Raw genomic sequence first — 18,691 nt, 5'->3', positions numbered from 1 at the left:
AGTCCAGCGCTTGCGCTGGTCCGGGGTGCAGGGGGCGGACAGCCCCCTGCTGGGGTGCGGGGCAAAGCCCCGCGCACGCCCTCGTGCCCCTCCGGGTGGCCACCACCTCCGACCCTCCCTCCCCGCCTCGCATCCCGGCCCCCCTCATGGTACCGTCCCCCCGCCATGGGTGGCCGTCAGGTCCAGCTCCGCATCGGCGGCCAGACATATCGAGTCGTCACCTCCGCGTCCGACGACGAACTCCACCGCCTCACCCTCATGGTCGAGGAGAAGCTCACACAAGTCGCCGGCCCCGGCCGCATGGTCAACCCCCAGGCCCTCCTCCTCGCGGCACTCGCCCTCGCCCACGACCTCGAAGAAGAGCGCGCCCGCCACACCGACCAGCTTGCCCGCACCCGCATCGCCTTCGGTCGCATGCTCGAACGCGTCGACGCCGCGCTCGGCGCCCTCGAACCCGGCGCGGACGCATCCGACGAGGACGACCGATGACCGAACTCGGCGCCCTTCGCCATCTCGCGGCGGAGATTGCGGCGCTCGACCAGGCTGGCCTGCTCCGCAAGCCGAGCGCACCGGCGCCGTCGGGATGCCTCGTCCTCTGCTCGAACGATTACCTCGGATACGGAACCGACCCCTGGCCCGCGCCCTCCGAGGCTCCCTCCGGCGCCGGCGCTTCACGCCTCGTCAGCGGACATCACGCCGAACATGCGCTCGCCGAGCAGACGATCGCAACCTGGCTCGGCTTCGAAGCCGCCCTCCTGTTCTCGTCCGGGTACGCGGCCAACGTCGGGACCCTCTCGGCTCTCGCCCGGCCGGGGGACGTCATCGTCTCGGATGCATTGAACCACGCTTCCATCATCGATGGCTGTCGGCTCTCCGGAGCCAAGGTCGTCGTCGTTCCCCATCGGGATGCGGCTGCCGCCGAGGCCGCGCTCGAGCAGGCGCAGGGTGCGCCGCGGCGATGGCTCGTCACCGAGTCGTACTTCAGCATGGATGGCGACTCGCCCGACCTCGTCCGGCTCCGGGCCGCGTGTGACCGATGGGATGCCGCGCTCATCGTGGACGAGGCCCACGCGGTCGGGACCCTCGGGCCCGAAGGTCGAGGACTCGCGGCGCGGGCGGGTGTTCGGCCGGACGTGCTCGTCGGGGCGCTCGGGAAGGCGCTCGGGCTCCAGGGTGCGTTCGTGGTCGGGCCGATGGTCCTCCGCACCTGGCTCTGGAACCGCGCCCGTAGCTTCGTCTTCTCCACGGGCATCAGCCCTGCCCTCGCCGCCGCCATCCGGCATCGGGTCCTCCGTGTCGCGGCCGATGACGAGGCGCGCGCTCGGCTCGACCAGGTCACGGACCGTCTGCGCGCCGGACTCGCCTCCCTCATCGGAGACGCGCTCCTCCCTTCGCATGGGCCCATCCTCCCTTGCTTCGTGGGTCCTCCCGAGGAGGCCGTTCGCATCTCGCTTCGCCTGCGCGAGCGTGGCGTCCTCGTTCAGGCCATTCGCCCCCCGACGGTCCCGCCGGGCACCTCACGCCTTCGCGTCACCGCGCATGCGCGCCTCACCGACGCGGACCTCTCTCAGATCGTCACCGCCTTCGCGGAAGGCTGGAAGCCATGAGTCGCATCGTCGTCATCGGAACCGGAACCGGCGTCGGGAAGACCCACGCGGGTGTTGCCCTCGTCTCTGCCCTCGCCTCGGCTCGCGTCTCGGTCGCGGGCCTCAAGCCCATCGAGTCCGGCGTTCCGTCGGAGCCTTCCCCCACGACCCCGACCGACGCCTCCGCGCTCGCGGCGTTCAGCACGTTTCACGTGAAACATCCCCTGCCCTACGCGCTGCCGGATCCGGTGTCGCCGCACCTGGCCGCGCGTCGCCTGGGGATGCGCATCGATCTGGGTCGCGTGGCCGAGTGGGTCGACATGCATGCCTGCGCGGAGGTCCTGGTCATCGAGACGGCGGGGGCGCTCCTGTCGCCGCTCGGGCCGGGGCTCGCCAACCTGGACCTCGTGCGCGTGCTGCGACCCGATCACCTGCTGCTCGTGGCTTCGGATCGGCTCGGCGTGCTCCACGATGTCGCGGTCACGCTGCACGCCCTGCGCACGATGGCCGCGGACCTGCCGGTGCCGCTGCTCGTGCTCCAGCCGCCGGCGGTGCCGGATGCGTCCACGGGGACGAATGCGGAGGAGCTCGTCGAGTTGAAGATCGTTCCGAGGCTGGTCGGATTTCCCCGGGCCGAGCCGACGGCCGAGGAGACGAGGGCGGCGGCGAAGTGGGCGCTCTCGGCGCTCGCCCTCGAGGGCCAGAATCAGAAGGCGTAGAGGACGCTGCCGCCGAACCCGGGTCCACCCGACGTCGACCTCCGCGCCTGGTAGCCTCCTCGGACCTGCACCGAGAACCCACGCCCGAGCGTGATGCCTACCTCGCCGATCAGACGCACGCCGTACGTCTCCGCGTTCGGCATGTCCGTCACCTCGACGATCGGCGAGACGAGCACGCGGTCGCCCGCGACCAGATCGAGCCGGCTGTAGAACCGATTCCCGAACGGCGCGCTGTCCCCGAGGCCGAGTGATTCGAACCCGAGGATGAGCTTCGAGCCGTACGGGTCGCCGATCAACGTCGACGCCCCGAGGCCGACCGAGAAGCCGATCTCCGTGACGCTGGTCTGGAGCTCCGTCTCCAGGTGCCAGAGGTCGAGCAGCCGGAAGCGGATGCGCGCCGCGCCGAAGTTCAGGCCGACCTTGTACCGCTCCTCGTTGTACTCGGAGAGCGGCACGAGCGACCAGCCGCGCACGAGGCCGAGCCGGAAGCCGAACTCCGACACCGTGCGCAGCGGCCGGTACGTGTAGCTCGCCTCCACCCGGTAGTACTGCTCGTCGACCGCCGGCAGGACCTCCTCGCCCGGCGTGCAGGTCGGCTGACCCGCCGCGCATGGGATCGGCGTCGTGCCCGTCGTTTTCCCGAAGCCCACGTACTCGCCCGCCACCCCGACGACCGAGCGACGCCCGCCGAGCCGACTGAGCGCCGCTCGTTCCTTCGCGTCGGTCCGATCCTCGATCACGCTGACCGGGTGGAACTTCTGCCGGGACGCGAACGCGGAGAAGCGCGTCCCGTTCATCTGCTCGACCTCGATCGTGTAGCCGATCCCCGGCGCCTTGAGTGCCTCGCCCGGGATGACCGCGATGTAGCCCCTCTCGCCGCCCCGCTGGAACGGCACGGCCTTCGTCTCGCCGAGCGCGGTCTGGTAGACGACGAGCACGTTCCGGATGAGCTCCGCATGCTCGAACGACGCCTCCAGCACGAGCTTCGTGCCCGGCTCCGCGCTGGCGATCGGCGCGTGATGGACGCGCGGCGTCGTGGGCGTCGGCGTCTCGCCCGGCGGGACGTCCGCGGCTTTCTGGGCCTCGGCGTCGCGCGGCGCGAAGGATAGTGACAGCGCGGCCGCGGCGAACACGGCCAGCGTCTTCCCGAAGGTTCGCGTCACCATTCGTACCCCACGGCTCCGCCGAAGCCCGGCCCTGCATGGTTGATGGTTCGGCCCTGGAACGAGACACGCGCCGCGATGACGAATCCGGGTGTGAGCCGGTAGCCCACCTGCACGATCCCGCGCGCGCCGACCTCGCCTTCCTCCTCGGACTGCGTGGGCTGTCCGTTCTCGAGCGGCGACCGGTAGCTGCTCGATCCGGCTGGCTGGTTCGTCACCTCGGTCCGGACGAGGATGGGCACGCGCTTGAAGGTGTTCAGCTCGAGCTGGGTGAAGCCGCGCAAGCCCACGCCGCCGAGCAGCTCGCCGCCGAGCACCAGGTTCGTCTCGCGGTCGTTGCCGATGCGGAAGAGGATCTGCCCGCCGCCCGAGATGCCGTCGTCGAGCAGCCCGATCGCCATCCTGCCGATCACGCCGAACAGCCGGTGGAAGCCGACCTCCGTCTCGAGGTAGCCGTAGGTCAACCCGACGGGCCGACCCGAGAGCCCCAGCGTATCGAGATCGTTGAGCGACCCGCCGACGCCGCGGTAGACGCCGAACCCCGTGCGTAGCGCGCGCACGCCGGTGTCGCCGTAACGGAGCCCGAACGTGCCTTCCGTTTGCCAGACGCGATCGTTGCCCTTGAGCCCGTTGTAGTCGGCAAAATCCGTGAGCAACATCGCCGAGGCGATACGTTTCTCGGGCTTCGCGACCTTGGGCGCGTCCTGGATCTGGATCCGCTCGGGGGAGCTGGGCAGGCCGACGACGGCTTTCGCGGCGCCGCTCGCCATGGTCGCCTCGATGAAGTACTCGACCTCCGAGGGCACGAGGCGCTCGCCGGGCACGGTCGCGGCCCAGTAGCCGGGGCCAGCGCTGGCCATCACGAACGGCGTGTACGTCTGTTTTCCCTTCGTCCGCACGTGCAGGATCGCGCCCGTGGCCAGGTCGTCGAGCTCCACCGCGAGCTCGAGCGGGGTGCCTTCCACCGCTGCCGTTGGTCGGGAAAAACTCACGAGCGAGGGCTCGGTCCGCGTGATCTGCCCTTTCGCGGGCGCCGCCTTCGAACCGGGTTTTCCTTCGGCTTCGATCAGTCGGCGCAGCGACGCGGCTTCTTCATAGAGAACGCGCGCATATCGACCGTTCGGTTTCTCCCGGACGTAATCCTCGTAGGCTTTGATGCGCGTTACGAGGTCGGCGCCCTTGAGCTTGTCGAACATCGTGGCGATCACGAGCGCCTCGGGATCGGCATCCCCGGCGGGCGTTTCCGTCGCCGTGGGGGTCGTGGGGGCGTCGGGCTTTGCGGGCTCGGGTTTGCCGAGGGCCGGGGCTTTGCGCAGGATCACGAGGTCGCCCTTTTCGGGGGTCCGCGTGAGCGTGCCGGTCGCCGTGGCGATCGACATCGAGGGCCGCACCTGGCCGAGCTCGAGGGTCCCGATCCGGAATCGGTCGGAGATCACCTTGCCGGTCACGGGGTGTTTGAGCTTCAGCGGGCGCCAGATCTCGACCGTCGCCCCCTCCGTCGCTCCTTGGGTCGAGCCGAGGTCCAGGATCAGCTCCTCGCCTTCCTCTTCGAGGGCGAGCACCGTCCCCGTGATCTCGGTCGGCGCCGCGTCCGAGGCCGACGTTTTCGTCTGCGCCCCGGCGCCCGTCCCGATTCCGAGAAAGCAAAGCGCGGCCAGCGCCGCGACGAGGCGCGCCCTCGTGCTCCCCCGGTGCAATCCATTTTCGAGATCGAACACGCTGAGATCGATCCTTATCGAATCGAATCGCAAAAGAAAAGAAAATACCGGCTGACGGAAATTCGACACACCGAGGTCGAACGCTTCTTTCACGCGAATCCGAATTCGCGTTCATCGTCACCGTCCATTCGCGGCGACGTCCATTGTGTAGTTTTTCGGCGACGGTCAGGCGGTAACGCTATCGACCACCCGACCCCGGTCGAGCACGAGGCGCGCGCCGGCCCGCTCGCGAAAGAGCTCCGGCTCGTGCGAGACGACGACCACGGCCGCGCCCCGCGCGACCTCCTCGTCGACCACCGCGAGCAGCCGCGAAACGCCCGCCTTGTCGAGGCCGGTCGTCGGTTCGTCGAGCAGGACCAGCGAGGGCTCGTGCGTGAGCGCCCGCGCGAGCGCGATGCGTTGCCGCTGCCCACGCGAATACGTCCGCACCGGCCGCTCGGCGAACGCGCCGAGCTCGAAGCGCGAAGCAGCCCGCGCCCACGCCTCCGCCGCGTCGAGCCCGACGAGCCGCGCCGCGAGCTCCACGTTCTTCCGACCCGACAGGTCCGGGTACGCCATCGTCTCGTGCGAGACCCAGCCAATCTCGGCGCGCACCGCGAGCAGGTCGTCGCCGAGCGGCTCGTACACGACCGAACCCGCGGTCGGCTTGATCACCGTGCCGAGGATGCCGAGCAGCGTGGACTTGCCCGAGCCGTTCGCGCCCTCGACGACGAGCAGCTTGCCGAGCTCGATCGTGAGGCTCACGCCGCGCAAGGCCACGGTGGGGCCGTAGGACTTGATGAGGCCCTTGCCGACGATGCGTGTGAGGCGTGGTGCTCGGCTCATCCGACGCGGCTCACGACCCCTTCTCGGGCACCGGCGGCGCCGGGAACGGGCGCACGAGCGTCGGCCGCTCGTCGGAGAACGAGGGCCGGTCGACGAGCGTGCGCTCGTCGTCGTCGTCGTCGGTCACGGGGCGCGCCGGCGGGACGGGGCGCGGCGGAGGCGGCGGCAAGGGAGCCGTCGCGTGGACCGGGATGGGCACGGGCGCCGGGAGCGGCGGCGCCGCAGGCGGCGGCAACGGCGCGGGCGGAGGCGGCAGCCACGCCTGACGACCGCTGCCCACGCCCATGCTCGCGAGCTGCCCGGCCGGCATGGTCGACGGCGGGCCGCTCGCGGAGGCGGATGCCTGGGACGCTTGTTGCTGCGCGGGATGCGACGGCGGCGGCAGCGGCAAGGGAGGCGGCAGCGGCGCGGGCAAGGACGGCGCGGCGGCGCCCTGGTGCGACGCGGTGACGGTCGTGGGCGGGCCCAGGCGGCTCGACGGCGGACCCGCGTTGCCGGCGGCGCCCTGCTTCGACGAGCGCGGCGGCGCCATGGGCAAGCCGAGGTCCTTGCGCGAGAACGAGAGCACCATCGTCTCGTCTTCGTCCTCGGAGAACGACATCTTCGCCGGCGGCAGCGGCGCGCGGCGCGACGGCGGCGGCGGCTCGGGCTCGAGCGCGCGGCGCAGGCAGTCCTGGAACTCGGGGGCGTTCTGGTAGCGGTCCTCGCGCATCTTGGCGAGCGCCTTGTCGACGACGCGCTCGATTCCACGCGTGATGTTCGGACGCACCTCGGAGAGCGAGCGGTGCTTCGAGGTGAGGATCTGCACGAGCAGCGCGTTGTAGTTTCGTGCGACGAACGGGCGGCGGCCCGAGAGCGCTTCGTAGAGGATCACGCCCGCGGCCCAGAGATCGACGCGGTGGTCGAGCCCGCGATCGCCGCGCGCCTGCTCGGGCGCCATGTAGTACGGCGTGCCCATGACGATGCCGGGCATCGTGAGGTCGGTGGACGTCTCCTCGTCGATCGTCTTGGAGATGCCGAAGTCGAGGAGCTTGGCGATGGGCGGCACGCCGGCCTTGCGGACGAGAAAAACGTTCTCGGGCTTGAGGTCGCGATGGATGATGGCTTTCGCATGCGCGGCCGTGAGCGCCGAGAGGACCTGGTGCATCACGTCCACGACGTCGCGCTCGGGCAGCGCGCCGTCGCGCTTGATGCGCTGGTCGAGCGTCTCGCCGATGAGCCGCTCCATCACGAGGTAGGGCGTGCCGTCTTCGAGGCGGCCGAGGTCGTAAATCTCGCAGATGTTCGGGTGACCGATCGACCCGGCGATACGCGCCTCGTGCTTGAGCCGCGCGACCGAGTCGGCCTGCTGCGCGTGCTTCGGGTGCAGCACCTTCACCGCGACGATGCGGCCGATGGCCAGGTGCTCGGCCTCGTACACCGCGCCCATGCCGCCCTCGCCGAGCAGCGCCTTCACGCGGTACTTGTCGCCGATGACGTGGCCCACGAGGTCACGCCGCGCGAGCCTGTGCGAGCTCTGCGAGGACGGGCCGTCGCGGTTCGGAGGGGCGCCGGACGCCGGGCGAGCGTTCGCGACGGGCGCGGGGCCCGGCACGCGGGGCGACGGGATGCCCACGGGCCGCGGGATGCTCGGCGCGGGCGGGATGAACGAACGCGGCGTGTGCATCGCCGGGCGCGACGGCAGACTCGACCCTGGCCCGATGGCGAGCCCCGTCGCCGGGCAAATCACGAGCCGTTCGTCATGCCGGATGCCGCAGTGGCGGCAGCGGAGTTCGCCCATCGCGCGAGCCCTACGTTCGGCCATTCCGTCGCGCGCGGCCACTGCAAAATCGCTCGGCGATCGCGTTTTCGTTCCCACGACGGAAGCACACGCCGCGCGCGGGCGGCCCATGACGCACTCGGTACGCATCGGTACGCAGGTGCTCGTCTGGTCAGTCCGCGGCGCCTACAGCCGAACGGGGGCAAGCTGGGGATAACTTCCGGTGATCCCAGGGTCTGCCTTGGGGAGAGAACCGGGCTCGGCCGTCCCCCCGTCGAGATCTCCCCGACCCGACCCCGGGGCCTCCCCGAACAATCCACAGGGGGGTGGATCCGTAAGTCATCGAAATCATGGGCCGATCCAGAGTTTTCCCCATCGTCCACAGGCTCTACGATGACGACCTGATCTAGATCTAATGATCTCCCTAGATCGGAGGGGAACGGGTGAGCCTGGTCACGTTTGCCTCGGTCATCTTTTCGACCTTCGCCCCGCCGATAACCCTGCTAAGAGGGACCGACCCGCTGCTTTCCCGCCGCGGCGGAGTTGAAGGGCCATGGACCTCGTCATCGCGAAGAAAGATCTGCTGCGCCTCGTCGACCGCTGCCAGGGCGTCGCCGACAAGAAGAGCGCCATGCCGGTGCTCGCCAACGTGCTGCTCGCCGCCGATGGGAACGCGCTGCGCGTTTCCGCGACCGACCTCTACCTCGCGGTGAGTGGTCAGACGGCGGCCGAAATCGTGAGCGCAGGCTCCGTGGCCGTTCCGGCGAAGGACCTGCTCGACCGCGTGAAGGCCATGCCCGACGGGCCCATCCAGGTGACCGCGCGCGAGGGCGCGCAGACCGTCATCAAGGCCGTCGGCTCGCCGCGCCGCTACACGCTGCACGGCATGCCCGGCAGCGAGTTCCCCCAGCTCCCGAAGCCCGCGCCCGACGCGCCCTCGCTCGAGCTGCCCGTGGAGCTGCTCTCGCGCCTCATCGAGCGCACGCACTTCAGCATCTCGACCGACGAGACGCGCGCCCACGTGAACAGCGCGCTCTTCGAGTGGGCCGGCCACCGCGTCCGCATGGTCACGACCGACGGTCACCGGCTGTCCAAGATGGAGGTCACGCTCGAGGGGACGAGCGCGACGGCGACGATGCTCATCCCCCTCAAGGCCATCCACGAGCTGCGCAGGCTCACGAGCGGCGTCGACAAGGAGACGCCCACGGTGCACATCACGCAGAGCGGGCCGAACGCGTTCTTCGGCGTCGGTGGCATGACCTTCTCGGTGAAGCTCGTCGACGCGCAGTTCCCGCCCTACCAGCAGGTCATCCCGAACGTGAGCGACCGGAGCATCCGCGCGCCGCGCGCCCAGCTCGCCGAGGCCCTGCGCGCTGTCTCGCTCGCCGCGAGCGACCGCACGGGCGGCGTGAAGCTCACGGTGACGCCGCGCGCGCTGCGCATCACGAGCGAGAGCCCCGAGAGCGGCAACGGCTTCGACGAGGTGCCGATCGACTACGACGGCCCCGAGGTGACGATCGGCTTCAACGCGAAGTACTTCCTCGACGTGCTCGCGGCCATCAGCGACGACGAGGTCGTCCTCGGCGTGTCGGGCGAGCTCGACCCCGCGGTCATCCGTCCGGCGACGGAGTCGGCGGCCGAGAGCTATGTCTCGGTCATCATGCCGATGCGGATTTGAAACGCGGTCGCTACATCAGCGCCGCGACCCGTCTCCGATACACCCTCACCCCCGACCCCTCTCCCGCCGGCAGAGGGGTGAATCTCGATGAATCGCCTCGAGCTCGAACGGCTCAGCGTGCGCGGCCTGCGCGTCCTCTCGCGGGTGGACATGGAGCCCGCGCCGCGGCTCAACGTCGTGTGGGGCAACAACGGGCACGGCAAGACGAGCGTGCTCGAGGCGATTTACTTCGCCGCGACTTCGAAGAGCTTTCGAACGTCGCGCGTGGGCGAGCTCGTGCGGCACGGCGAGGAGGCGGCGAGCGTGAAGGCGCGCTTCGTCGAGCGCGGCGGCGCGCTGCCGGCGCTCTCGCGCGAGCAGACGGCCGCGGTGCAGGGCAAGAGCGTGGCCGTGCGCATCGACGGCAATCGGCCGCGCGCGCTCGTCGAGTACGCGACGCGCTCGCCCGTCGTGGTGTTTCATCCCGAGGAGCTCACGCTGTCGAGCGGGCCCGCGCAGGGACGGCGCACGCTGCTCGACCGGCTCGCGCTCTTCACGCGGCCCGAGAGCGCCGACGCGCGCGCGCGATATGCGCATGCGCTCAAAGCGAGGCAGGAGCTTTTGCGGCGCGGCGCGGACATGCCTTCGAGAGATACGCGTGAGCTCGACGCGTTCGAGGAGCTCTGCGCCGAGCATGGCGCGGCCCTCACGCGGGCGCGCGCGGCGGCGGCCGAGGCGCTCGTGGTCGAGCTCGTGAGCGCGTTCGCGCAGATCGCCGCGCCCGACCTCCGCCTCGAAGCGCGATACGCGCCGGGAGGCTCGGCCGACGTGGAGACGGCGCGCGGCGAACTCGCGCGGGGCCGAAAGCGGGATGCGTTTCGGGCGTCGGCGGGGTTTGGCCCGCATCGCGACGAGCTCGAGCTCATGCTGGACGGGCATCCGGCGCGCGTGGTCGCGTCGCAGGGACAACATCGCGCGCTCACGCTTGCGCTCAAGGCGGCCGAGACGGCGACGATCGCCAAAGAGCGGGGCATCGAGCCCTTGCTCTTGCTCGACGACGTTTCGAGCGAGCTCGATCCGGAGCGCACGGGCGCGCTCTTTTCATTCCTCGCGCTCCATCGCGGTCAGATTTTCCTGACGACCACGCGCCCCGAGCTCATCCGCGCGGAGGACATACCGGCCGAGGGACGGCGTGACTTCCGCGTGTTTCGGGGCGAGCTCGACGAGGGCGCGGGCTGACCTCCGGCCGCTCGGGAGCGCCTCGACCGCGAGCGCGCGAAACGGGCACCAATCGGGCGTGATTTCCTCACGAAAAGGGCCCCGCCGAGCTTGCCCAAGAGGCACAAAAAGGCTAGATTTCCGCGACTCCAAACGGCCCCCGCGCGCGTGACATCAAGGCGTCCGCGCTCGGCCCGAGGAACCTCTCGATCTGCGCGAACGTGCGGGTCGGAACGAACCGATCGGCCAGACGCTCGGGAGCCGAAAGCACGAGACCGATGACGACCGAACCGACGAGCATCCAGCAAACCGAATCCAAGACGACCGCGGGCCAGGCTTACGACGCCAACAGCATCACGGCGCTCGAAGGCCTCGAAGCCGTGCGCAAGCGCCCGGGAATGTACATCGGTGACGTGCACGACGGCTCGGGGCTGCACCACCTCGTCTGGGAGGCCGTGGACAACGCGGTCGACGAGCACCTCGCGGGGCACTGCACCGAGATTCGCGTGACCGTGCACTTCGACGGATCGATATCCGTGGAGGACAACGGCCGCGGCATTCCGGTCGGCATGCATGCGAGGGGCGTCTCCGCGGCCGAGGTCGTGATGACCGTGCTCCACGCGGGCGGCAAGTTCGACAACGCGAGTTACAAGGTCAGCGCCGGCTTGCACGGCGTCGGCGTCTCGGCGGTGAACGCCGTCAGCGAGTGGCTGAAGCTCGAGATCAAGCGCGAGGGCAAGGTCTGGTACCAGGAGTACGAGCGTGGCGTGCCGCGCAAGCCCCTGAAGGCCCTCGGCGAGACGGACCGGACGGGCACGAAGGTGTCGTTCAAGCCGGACGTGCAGATCTTCTCGGTGACGGAGTTCAATTACAACATCCTCGCCAATCGCCTGCGCGAGCTCGCGTTCTTGAACGCCGGCCTGATCATCAACCTCGAAGATCAGCGCCCGACCGGCCGCAGCGAGACATTCCACTACAAGGGCGGCATCGCCGAGTTCGTCGCGCTCCTGAACCAGGCGCAGGAGGCGATTCACGACGACGTCATCGCGTTCGTGGTCGAGGGCCAGGCCGAGGCGGCGGGCAACGGTGGCTCGAAGCCCACGCCGCCCATCACGGTCGAGGTCGCGATGCAGTGGAGCGGCTCGTATACCGAGCAGATCTATTGCTACACCAACAACGTCCACAACAAGGACGGCGGCACGCACCTCGCCGGCATGCGCTCGGCGCTGACGAAGACGATCAATCAGTACGGCAAGGCGCAAAACCTGTTCAAGGAGCTCAAGCAGGAGCTCGCGGGCGAGGACATCCGCGAGGGCCTCACCTGCGTGCTCAGCGTCAAGCACCCCGACCCGTCGTTCGACTCGCAGACGAAGTCGAAGCTCGTGTCGAGCGAGGTGAAGGGCATCGTCGAGCGCGCCGTGACCGACAAGCTCGGCCAGTATTTCGAGGAGCACCCGCAGGGCGCGAAGAAGATCATCGAGAAAGCGGTGCTCGCGGCGCGGGCGCGTGAAGCTGCGCGCAAGGCGCGTGAGGTCATCCGCAAGGGCTCGCTCGACATCACCTCGCTCTCGGGCAAGCTCGCCGATTGCCAGTCGAAGGATCCCGAGAAGAGCGAGGTTTACATCGTCGAGGGCGACAGCGCCGGCGGCAGCGCCAAGATGGGGCGCGACCGCCATTTCCAGGCGATCCTGCCGCTCCGTGGCAAGATCCTGAACGTCGAGCGCGCGCGGCTCGACCGCATGTTGAGCTCGGCCGAGGTCGGCACGATCATCACGGCGCTCGGCTGCGGCATCAGCGGCGTGCGGACGACGCGCGGCGAGGGCGAGGACAAGGACGACGATGGGATCGAGCTCGGCAAGCTCAAGTACCACAAGATCATCCTGATGACCGACGCCGACGTCGACGGGTCGCACATTCGCACGCTCTTGCTCACGTTCTTCTTCCGGCAGATGCGCGAGGTCATCGAGCAGGGTCACCTCTACATTGCGCAGCCGCCGCTTTATCGCGTGCGCAAGGGCAAGAAGGACATCTACCTGAAGGATCAGGCCGCGCTCGACGAGTACCTCGGCAACAATGCGGTCGAGGACCTCTCCCTGTCGTCGGAGGGCCGCGCGCCGGTGCCGCCCGCCGTGCTGCCGAGCCTCGCGAAGCGGCTCAAGCAATTCAAGGTTGTCCTCGGCAACCTCGACAAACGGTGCGATGCGCGCATGGTGGCCTCGCTCATCCGCGCGACGGGTTTGAGCCAGGAGGATCTGCGCGACGAGGCGAAGGTCCAATCGGCGCGGGAGAAGCTCCAGGCGTACCTCGAGCGCCGCTATCCCGACATGATGCCGTTCAAGGTCGTCTCGTCGCTCGACTCGGAGCACGGCGCGCATCGCATCACGGTGACGCCGCGGCCGGGTGCTTCGAGCCGCGTGGCCGTGATCGATTGGCAGCTCCTCGGCCTGCCCGAGTACAAGGACGCGCTCGACATCGAGCGCATGCTCGTGGAGACCGCGGGCCCGGCGCCCTGGACCGCCGTGTCGAAGGGCGGCAGCGAGACGAAGCTCGAGACGAGCGAATCGCTCATCGAATACCTCGACGAGCGCGGCAAGAAGGGCATCACGCTCGGCCGCTACAAGGGCCTCGGCGAGATGAACGCGGAGGAGCTCTGGGAGACGACCATGAACCCGGACGCTCGCACGCTGCTTCAGGTGAAGATCGACGACGAGGCCGAGGCTGCGCGGCTCTTCGCGATTCTGATGGGCGAGCAGGTCGACGAGCGGAGGCGCTTCATCGAGGTGAATGCGCTGAACGTGAAGAACCTCGACATCTGACGGGGGCAAACCCCCAAACACGAAACCCCCCTCGGCGCTGCTCGAGGGGGGTTTTGTGTTTCGAGGGGTTTTACTTCTCCAGCGCGTTGCGTCAGTTTGGCCCGCCCTCACAAACGCCGCTGCCCTGGGCGACGTTGTTGTCGGTCCGGCATTCGTGCCATGCGTGCGGCGGCGATTGATCGTCGACGACCACGAAGATCTTCTTCGACCCGTCGAGCACGCCGGGCGGCGGCATTGGCAGCGGGAGGTTCACGTCCTCGGCCTCGGCTGGATAGAGCACCTTCGTGGTCATGACGGGACTGCCGGGCAGCGGCACACCGCCGTTTGCCGGGTCGTCCAGGTAAAACCCGATGTTCACGCCCGCCGGCACGCTCGCCTCGCCGATGTTGCGCACGCGCGCCACGAGCCCGTACGTCGGGCCTCCGCAGAGCGGGAACACCGTGGCGACGAGATCCGGCGCGGAGAACTCGCCCGAGGGCTGCACGTTCTGCCGGAAGTTGTTGAGCTTCGGCTGCTTGTAGTTCGGCATCTCCACCGTGGGGATCGTCCCGTCCTCCTCCACGTTCGTCACGTGATACCCGTGCTGGTTCCACACCCTTCGCGTGCGGACCCAGTTTCCGTTTTTATCGCCGAAGATTCGCACGCCCGCCGTCTTCGTGCCGTCCGCGCAGGTGAAACTCGAATACGAGTTCGACACGACCACGATGTCGGCCTGCCCGTCGTTGTCGACATCCGCGACCAGCGGATACTCGTAGAGCGTGCCGTTCGTGTTGCACGTCTCGTAAAGCACCGTCCCGTCGGTCCCGGAATAGACGTGCATCATCTTCTCGTCGGCGTAGACGACCTCGGCCTTGCCGTCGCCCTCGAAATCGAAGACCGAGCTGCCCGTCGACGCGGACGAGCAATCCTGGGTTTGCCGGATCCAGAGGAGCGTCTCGGCGTTCGGGATCGCGGGGTCCATGAGCTTCTTGCCGTCGAAGACCGCGTATCCGACGCCGCCGGCCATGGCCACGTCCGGCACGCCGTCGCCATTGAAGTCCGCCACCGTGGGCGGGCCGCCGCCTTGCACGTAGCCCGCGCTGTTCGTGGGGCAGAGGGCCGGATTGAGCGTGCCGTTGATGTCGATGCCCGTGCGCACGACCTTGAAGCCGCCGGGCTCGTTCGGGTCGACGCGCCAGATCCTGAGCTCGTGGTTCGAATTGTAGATCGCGATGACCTCGGGGATGCCGTCCTTGTCGAGATCGCCGACGGCGGGGAAACTCGCGACGAGGTTCGAGTCGACGAGGAGCGTGCCGTCGCCCTTGTAAATGCGCCTCGCCGTGACGACGTCGAGCTTTCCGTCGGCGTCCATGTCGGAGACCACGACGTTCGAGGTATTCGCCGGCTCGAACGTCGCGACGGTCGCGCCCGTCTTTCCCTCGAGGATCTGCGATTCCGCCACGACCTCGACGTCGCCGTCCTGATCGAGGTCCGCGAGCGAGGGCATGAAACACGTGCCGGGCGCGCTGAGCCAGAGCTCCGCGCCCGTCGCCGTATAAGCGCGCGCGCGCCCGTCGATCGTGCAGACCACGATCTCGTTGCCCGGCACGCCGTCGATGTTGCCCGCGGCGATCGAGCGGCCCGGGTGGTTCTGGCTCGTCGCGCCTGCGTTCGCGGTCCACTTCTCGACGATCTGGCCATTGACGATCGAAATGGCGTGGAGCGTGCCATTTTCGTTGTACTTGTTCGTCTGGAACGTGAGGAAGACGATCTCCGGGATGTCGCGTTCGTCGACCACGCCGTCGCAGGTATCGTCGTCGAGCTGGATCACGATGGGCGCCATCATCACGCTGTCCTGCGTGTTCGGCGCGGCCGGGTCTCCCCAGACGTACTTGAGCACGGGCTCGAACTGGCCGACGGGCGGCTTGTACTCGCATTTCGCGAGGCAGGTGATCGGGTCGTTCGGGCCGGGCTCCATGCCGGGCGCGCATTCGGGCGGCTGCGGCAGGCATTTGCCCGTCGCCGGCGTCACGCCGCCCTGGCACGAGCCGCCCGCGCCGCCGTCGGGCATGCCGCCCGGCTCGCCGAGCGCGTATTCGCAGTAGGAGCCCGCGGGGCATTCCGTGGCGTCGATGCACGTCGCGCCGGGGACCACGCATTGCTGGAACGAGCAGACCTCCGCGTCGCCGCAGCACGCCGCCCCGCAGGCCTTGTCCTGCGTACAGCACACGCCGCCCGACGTGCAGACGCCGCCGTCGCCGCAGGCCTCGCCGGGCGTGCAGCCGGTGGTCCCGCTGTCGCCGAAGAGGTCGCCGCCGAGTCCGCCCTGACCGCCGCCGCCCTGGCCGCCCTGGCCGCCCGAGGACGTGCCTGCGGACGCGCCGCTGCCCGTCACGTTGCCGTCACCGCACGAGGCGAGCGCGGCTGCGAGGGATGGGACCGCGAGCGCCGTGAAAGCGAGAAAAGAGAGCCGATGTTTGCGCATGAAGGCGCATCTTCGCCGAGGGCGCCCGTCCGTGTCGATCGCGAAGAACCCGAAAAGGATCCCCGAGCGTGTGACCTCCTCGGTCCCTTGGCAAGGCCCTTGCTTGCCAGAGATCCGGCCTTAGTTTCGGTCGTGCCATGCGGATCGATAGAATGACGACCAAGGCCCAGGAAGCGGTTCGTGCTGCCGTCGACCTCGCGAGCCGGCGCGGTAACCCGGAGCTTTATCCGGAGCACTTGCTCAGAGCGATCGTCGCTCAGGAGGATGGGATCGGGGCGCCGCTCCTGGAAAAGGCCGGCGTCGACTCAGGGCGTGTTTTGCAGGCCCTCGACGCCAAGATCGATAGCTACCCCCGCGTGAGCGGCGGCGCCGAACCGAGCTTGTCACGACGAGCGCTCGGCCTCTTGCAAAAAGCCGAGGACGAGATGAAGTCCCTCAAGGACGACTTCATCTCCACCGAGCACCTGATCCTCGCCGCGCTGAAGAGCGACAAGGACACCTCGCAGCTCCTCGAGCGCGCGGGGCTCAATTACGACAAACTGCTCGCGGCGCTCACGCAGGTGCGCGGCAATCAGCGCGTCACCGATCGTGACCCCGAGGGCAAGTTCCAGGCGCTCGAGAAGTACACGCGCGACCTCACGGACCTCGCGCGGCGCGGGAAGATCGACCCGGTGATCGGTCGCGACGAGGAGATTCGCCGCGTGATTCAGGTGCTGTCGCGCCGCTCGAAGAACAACCCCGTGCTCATCGGCGAGCCGGGCGTCGGCAAGACGGCCATCGTCGAGGGCATCGCGCAGCGCATCGTGGCCGGCGACGTGCCCGAGTCGCTGAAGGACAAGAAGCTCGCGGCGCTCGACCTCGCGGCGATGGTCGCGGGCTCGAAGTTCCGCGGCGAGTTCGAGGACCGGCTGAAGGCCGTCCTGAAGGAGATCGAGGGCGCGCAGGGCCGCATCATCCTGTTCATCGACGAGCTGCACACGCTCGTCGGCGCGGGCGCCGCCGAGGGCGCGATGGATGCGGCGAACATGCTGAAGCCCGCCCTCGCGCGCGGCGAGCTCCGCTGCATCGGCGCGACCACGCTCGACGAGTATCGCAAGCGAATCGAGAAAGACGCGGCGCTCGAGCGCAGGTTCCAGCCCGTGTTCGTCGGCGAGCCGAGCGTCGAGGATACGATCGCGATCCTGCGCGGACTCAAGGAGCGGTACGAGATTCACCACGGCATCCGCATCCAGGACGCGGCGCTCGTGGCGGCGGCGGTGCTCTCGCACCGCTACATCACGGAGCGATTCCTGCCGGACAAGGCGATCGACCTCGTCGACGAGGCCGCGAGCCGCATCCGCATGGAAATCGAGAGCCTGCCGACGCCGATCGACAACGTCGAGCGTCAGCTCGTCAAGCTCGGCATGGAGGAGCAAGCGCTGCAGCGCGAGCCGGACAAGGCGAGCAAGGCGCGGCTCGAGGACGTCAAGCGCGAGATGGCCGAGCTCCAGGCGAAGCGCGACGCGATGCGGGCGCAGTGGATGCGCGAGAAGGAGCTGCTCTCCGAGATCAAGAAGACGAAGGAATCGATCGAGCAGCTCCGCCTCGAAGAGGAGCGCGAGAAGCGCCGCGGCGACCTCGGCAAGGCGGCCGAGATCCATTACGGCAAGATCCCCGAGGTCGAGAAGAAGCTCGAAGGGCTGCGCGAGTCGCTCGGAAAGCTCCAGGAGAAGGGCAGCTATCTCAAGGAGGAGGTCACCGACGAGGACATCGCGGCCATCGTGTCGAAATGGACCGGCATTCCGGTCTCGAAGATGCTCGAAAGCGAGATGCAGAAGCTCCTGCGCCTCGAAGACGAGCTGCGCAGGCGCGTCGTGGGGCAGGACCACGCGCTCGTCGCGGTGTCGAACGCCATCCGGCGCTCGCGCGCGGGGCTCGGCGAGGAGAAGCGGCCGATCGGCTCGTTCATGTTCCTCGGGCCCACGGGCGTCGGCAAGACGGAGCTCGCGCGGGCGCTCGCCGAGTTCCTCTTCGACGACGAGAAGGCGATGGTGCGCATCGACATGAGCGAGTACGGCGAGCGGCACACGGTCGCGCGGCTCATCGGCGCGCCGCCCGGATACGTCGGCTACGAAGAGGGCGGTCAGCTCACCGAGCCCGTGCGGCGCAGGCCCTACACCGTGGTGCTCTTCGACGAGATCGAGAAAGCGCACCCGGACGTGTGGAACGTGCTCTTGCAGGTGCTCGACGATGGCCGATTGACCGATGGCCAGGGCCACACGGTCGACTTCAAGAACACGATCCTGATCCTCACGTCGAACCTCGGCACGCCGGCGGCGATGGCGGTCGAGGAGCGCGAGGGGCTCGATCCGCGGGACAAGGCCGAGCTCGTGCGGCGCGTGGTGCTCGAGGAGGTGCGCAAGCACTTCCGGCCGGAGTTCTTGAACCGGCTCGATGACATCGTGGTCTTCCGCAGGCTCGAACGGTCGGACGTGGAGAAGGTCCTCGACATCCAGCTCGCGCAGTTCGAGAAGCGCCTGGCCAAGCGCGGGATCTCGATGACCGTCGCGCCCGCAGCGAAGGCCTTCCTCATCGAGCAGGGCTGGGATCCGCAATATGGCGCGCGGCCGCTCAAGCGGAGCATCCAGCGCTACATCGAGGACGAGCTCGCCAAACGCCTGCTCGGGGGCGAGTTCAAGTCGGGCGATACCGTCGCGATTGGACGGTCGGGCGATGGCCTGACCTTCACGAAAGTGACGTACAACTAAGCCGACCCGGCTGACAGCG

The 18,691-nt window shown here is 68.8% G+C and carries 12 protein-coding genes; 7 read left to right on the top strand and 5 right to left on the bottom strand.

Annotation, left to right across the window (positions count from 1 at the left end):
• The first annotated feature begins 165 nt into the window (after positions 1-165).
• Genes zapA through QHF83_RS42205 form a run of 3 tightly spaced genes read left to right on the top strand, consistent with a single transcriptional unit; the run spans position 166 to position 2,305 of the window.
• Positions 166-489, top strand: coding sequence for a cell division protein ZapA (zapA, locus tag QHF83_RS42215; RefSeq protein ID WP_282423756.1), 324 nt, complete (start codon positions 166-168; stop codon positions 487-489).
• On the top strand, positions 486-1,607 hold the full coding sequence (locus QHF83_RS42210) for an 8-amino-7-oxononanoate synthase (RefSeq protein WP_282423755.1): 1,122 nt from the start codon (positions 486-488) through the stop codon (positions 1,605-1,607). The genes zapA and QHF83_RS42210 overlap by 4 nt, the downstream gene beginning before the upstream one ends.
• Positions 1,604-2,305: a dethiobiotin synthase gene (locus QHF83_RS42205; protein ID WP_282423754.1), complete on the top strand. Its 702-nt coding sequence runs from the start codon at positions 1,604-1,606 to the stop codon at positions 2,303-2,305. The genes QHF83_RS42210 and QHF83_RS42205 overlap by 4 nt, the downstream gene beginning before the upstream one ends.
• Here QHF83_RS42205 and QHF83_RS42200 read toward each other — a convergent pair.
• From QHF83_RS42200 to QHF83_RS42185, 4 genes are all read right to left on the bottom strand, one after another.
• Positions 2,293-3,471, bottom strand: coding sequence for a hypothetical protein (locus QHF83_RS42200; protein WP_282423753.1), 1,179 nt, complete (start codon positions 3,469-3,471; stop codon positions 2,293-2,295). The genes QHF83_RS42205 and QHF83_RS42200 overlap by 13 nt on opposite strands.
• Complete coding sequence (locus tag QHF83_RS42195) at positions 3,465-5,279, bottom strand: hypothetical protein (protein WP_282423752.1); 1,815 nt, start codon at positions 5,277-5,279, stop codon at positions 3,465-3,467. The genes QHF83_RS42200 and QHF83_RS42195 overlap by 7 nt, the downstream gene beginning before the upstream one ends.
• 72 nt (positions 5,280-5,351) lie before the next feature.
• Positions 5,352-6,011, bottom strand: a complete 660-nt coding sequence (locus tag QHF83_RS42190) for an ATP-binding cassette domain-containing protein (protein ID WP_282423751.1) — start codon at positions 6,009-6,011, stop codon at positions 5,352-5,354.
• A gap of 10 nt (positions 6,012-6,021) precedes the next feature.
• The gene (locus QHF83_RS42185; protein WP_282423750.1) at positions 6,022-7,791 is read right to left on the bottom strand and encodes a serine/threonine-protein kinase; all 1,770 of its coding nucleotides are present in this window, start codon (positions 7,789-7,791) and stop codon (positions 6,022-6,024) included.
• A 532-nt stretch (positions 7,792-8,323) separates the two neighbouring features.
• Between QHF83_RS42185 and dnaN the strand changes: the two genes are divergently transcribed.
• The 3 genes from dnaN (at position 8,324) to gyrB (ending at position 13,461) form a co-directional block, all read left to right on the top strand.
• Positions 8,324-9,448, top strand: coding sequence for a DNA polymerase III subunit beta (dnaN, locus tag QHF83_RS42180; protein WP_282423749.1), 1,125 nt, complete (start codon positions 8,324-8,326; stop codon positions 9,446-9,448).
• An 87-nt stretch (positions 9,449-9,535) separates the two neighbouring features.
• Positions 9,536-10,666, top strand: a complete 1,131-nt coding sequence (gene recF / locus QHF83_RS42175) for a DNA replication and repair protein RecF (protein WP_282423748.1) — start codon at positions 9,536-9,538, stop codon at positions 10,664-10,666.
• Between the two features lie 257 nt (positions 10,667-10,923).
• Positions 10,924-13,461, top strand: a complete 2,538-nt coding sequence (gene gyrB, locus QHF83_RS42170; RefSeq protein WP_282423747.1) for a DNA topoisomerase (ATP-hydrolyzing) subunit B — start codon at positions 10,924-10,926, stop codon at positions 13,459-13,461.
• Positions 13,462-13,552: 91 nt separating this feature from the next.
• Here the strand turns inward: gyrB and QHF83_RS42165 are convergent, their stop codons facing one another.
• The gene (locus tag QHF83_RS42165; RefSeq protein ID WP_282423746.1) at positions 13,553-15,925 is read right to left on the bottom strand and encodes a VCBS repeat-containing protein; all 2,373 of its coding nucleotides are present in this window, start codon (positions 15,923-15,925) and stop codon (positions 13,553-13,555) included.
• A 137-nt stretch (positions 15,926-16,062) separates the two neighbouring features.
• Between QHF83_RS42165 and clpB the strand changes: the two genes are divergently transcribed.
• Positions 16,063-18,672 (top strand): ATP-dependent chaperone ClpB, encoded by a 2,610-nt coding sequence (gene clpB, locus QHF83_RS42160; RefSeq protein ID WP_282423745.1) that lies wholly within the window; start codon positions 16,063-16,065, stop codon positions 18,670-18,672.
• Positions 18,673-18,691: the final 19 nt, after the last annotated feature.

Source organism: Polyangium sp. 15x6, from assembly GCF_029960785.1.
Lineage (GTDB): Bacteria > Myxococcota_A > Polyangia > Polyangiales > Polyangiaceae > Polyangium.
The sequence above is the reverse complement of the archived record's forward strand: the minus strand, read 5'-3'. Positions and strand labels throughout refer to the sequence as shown.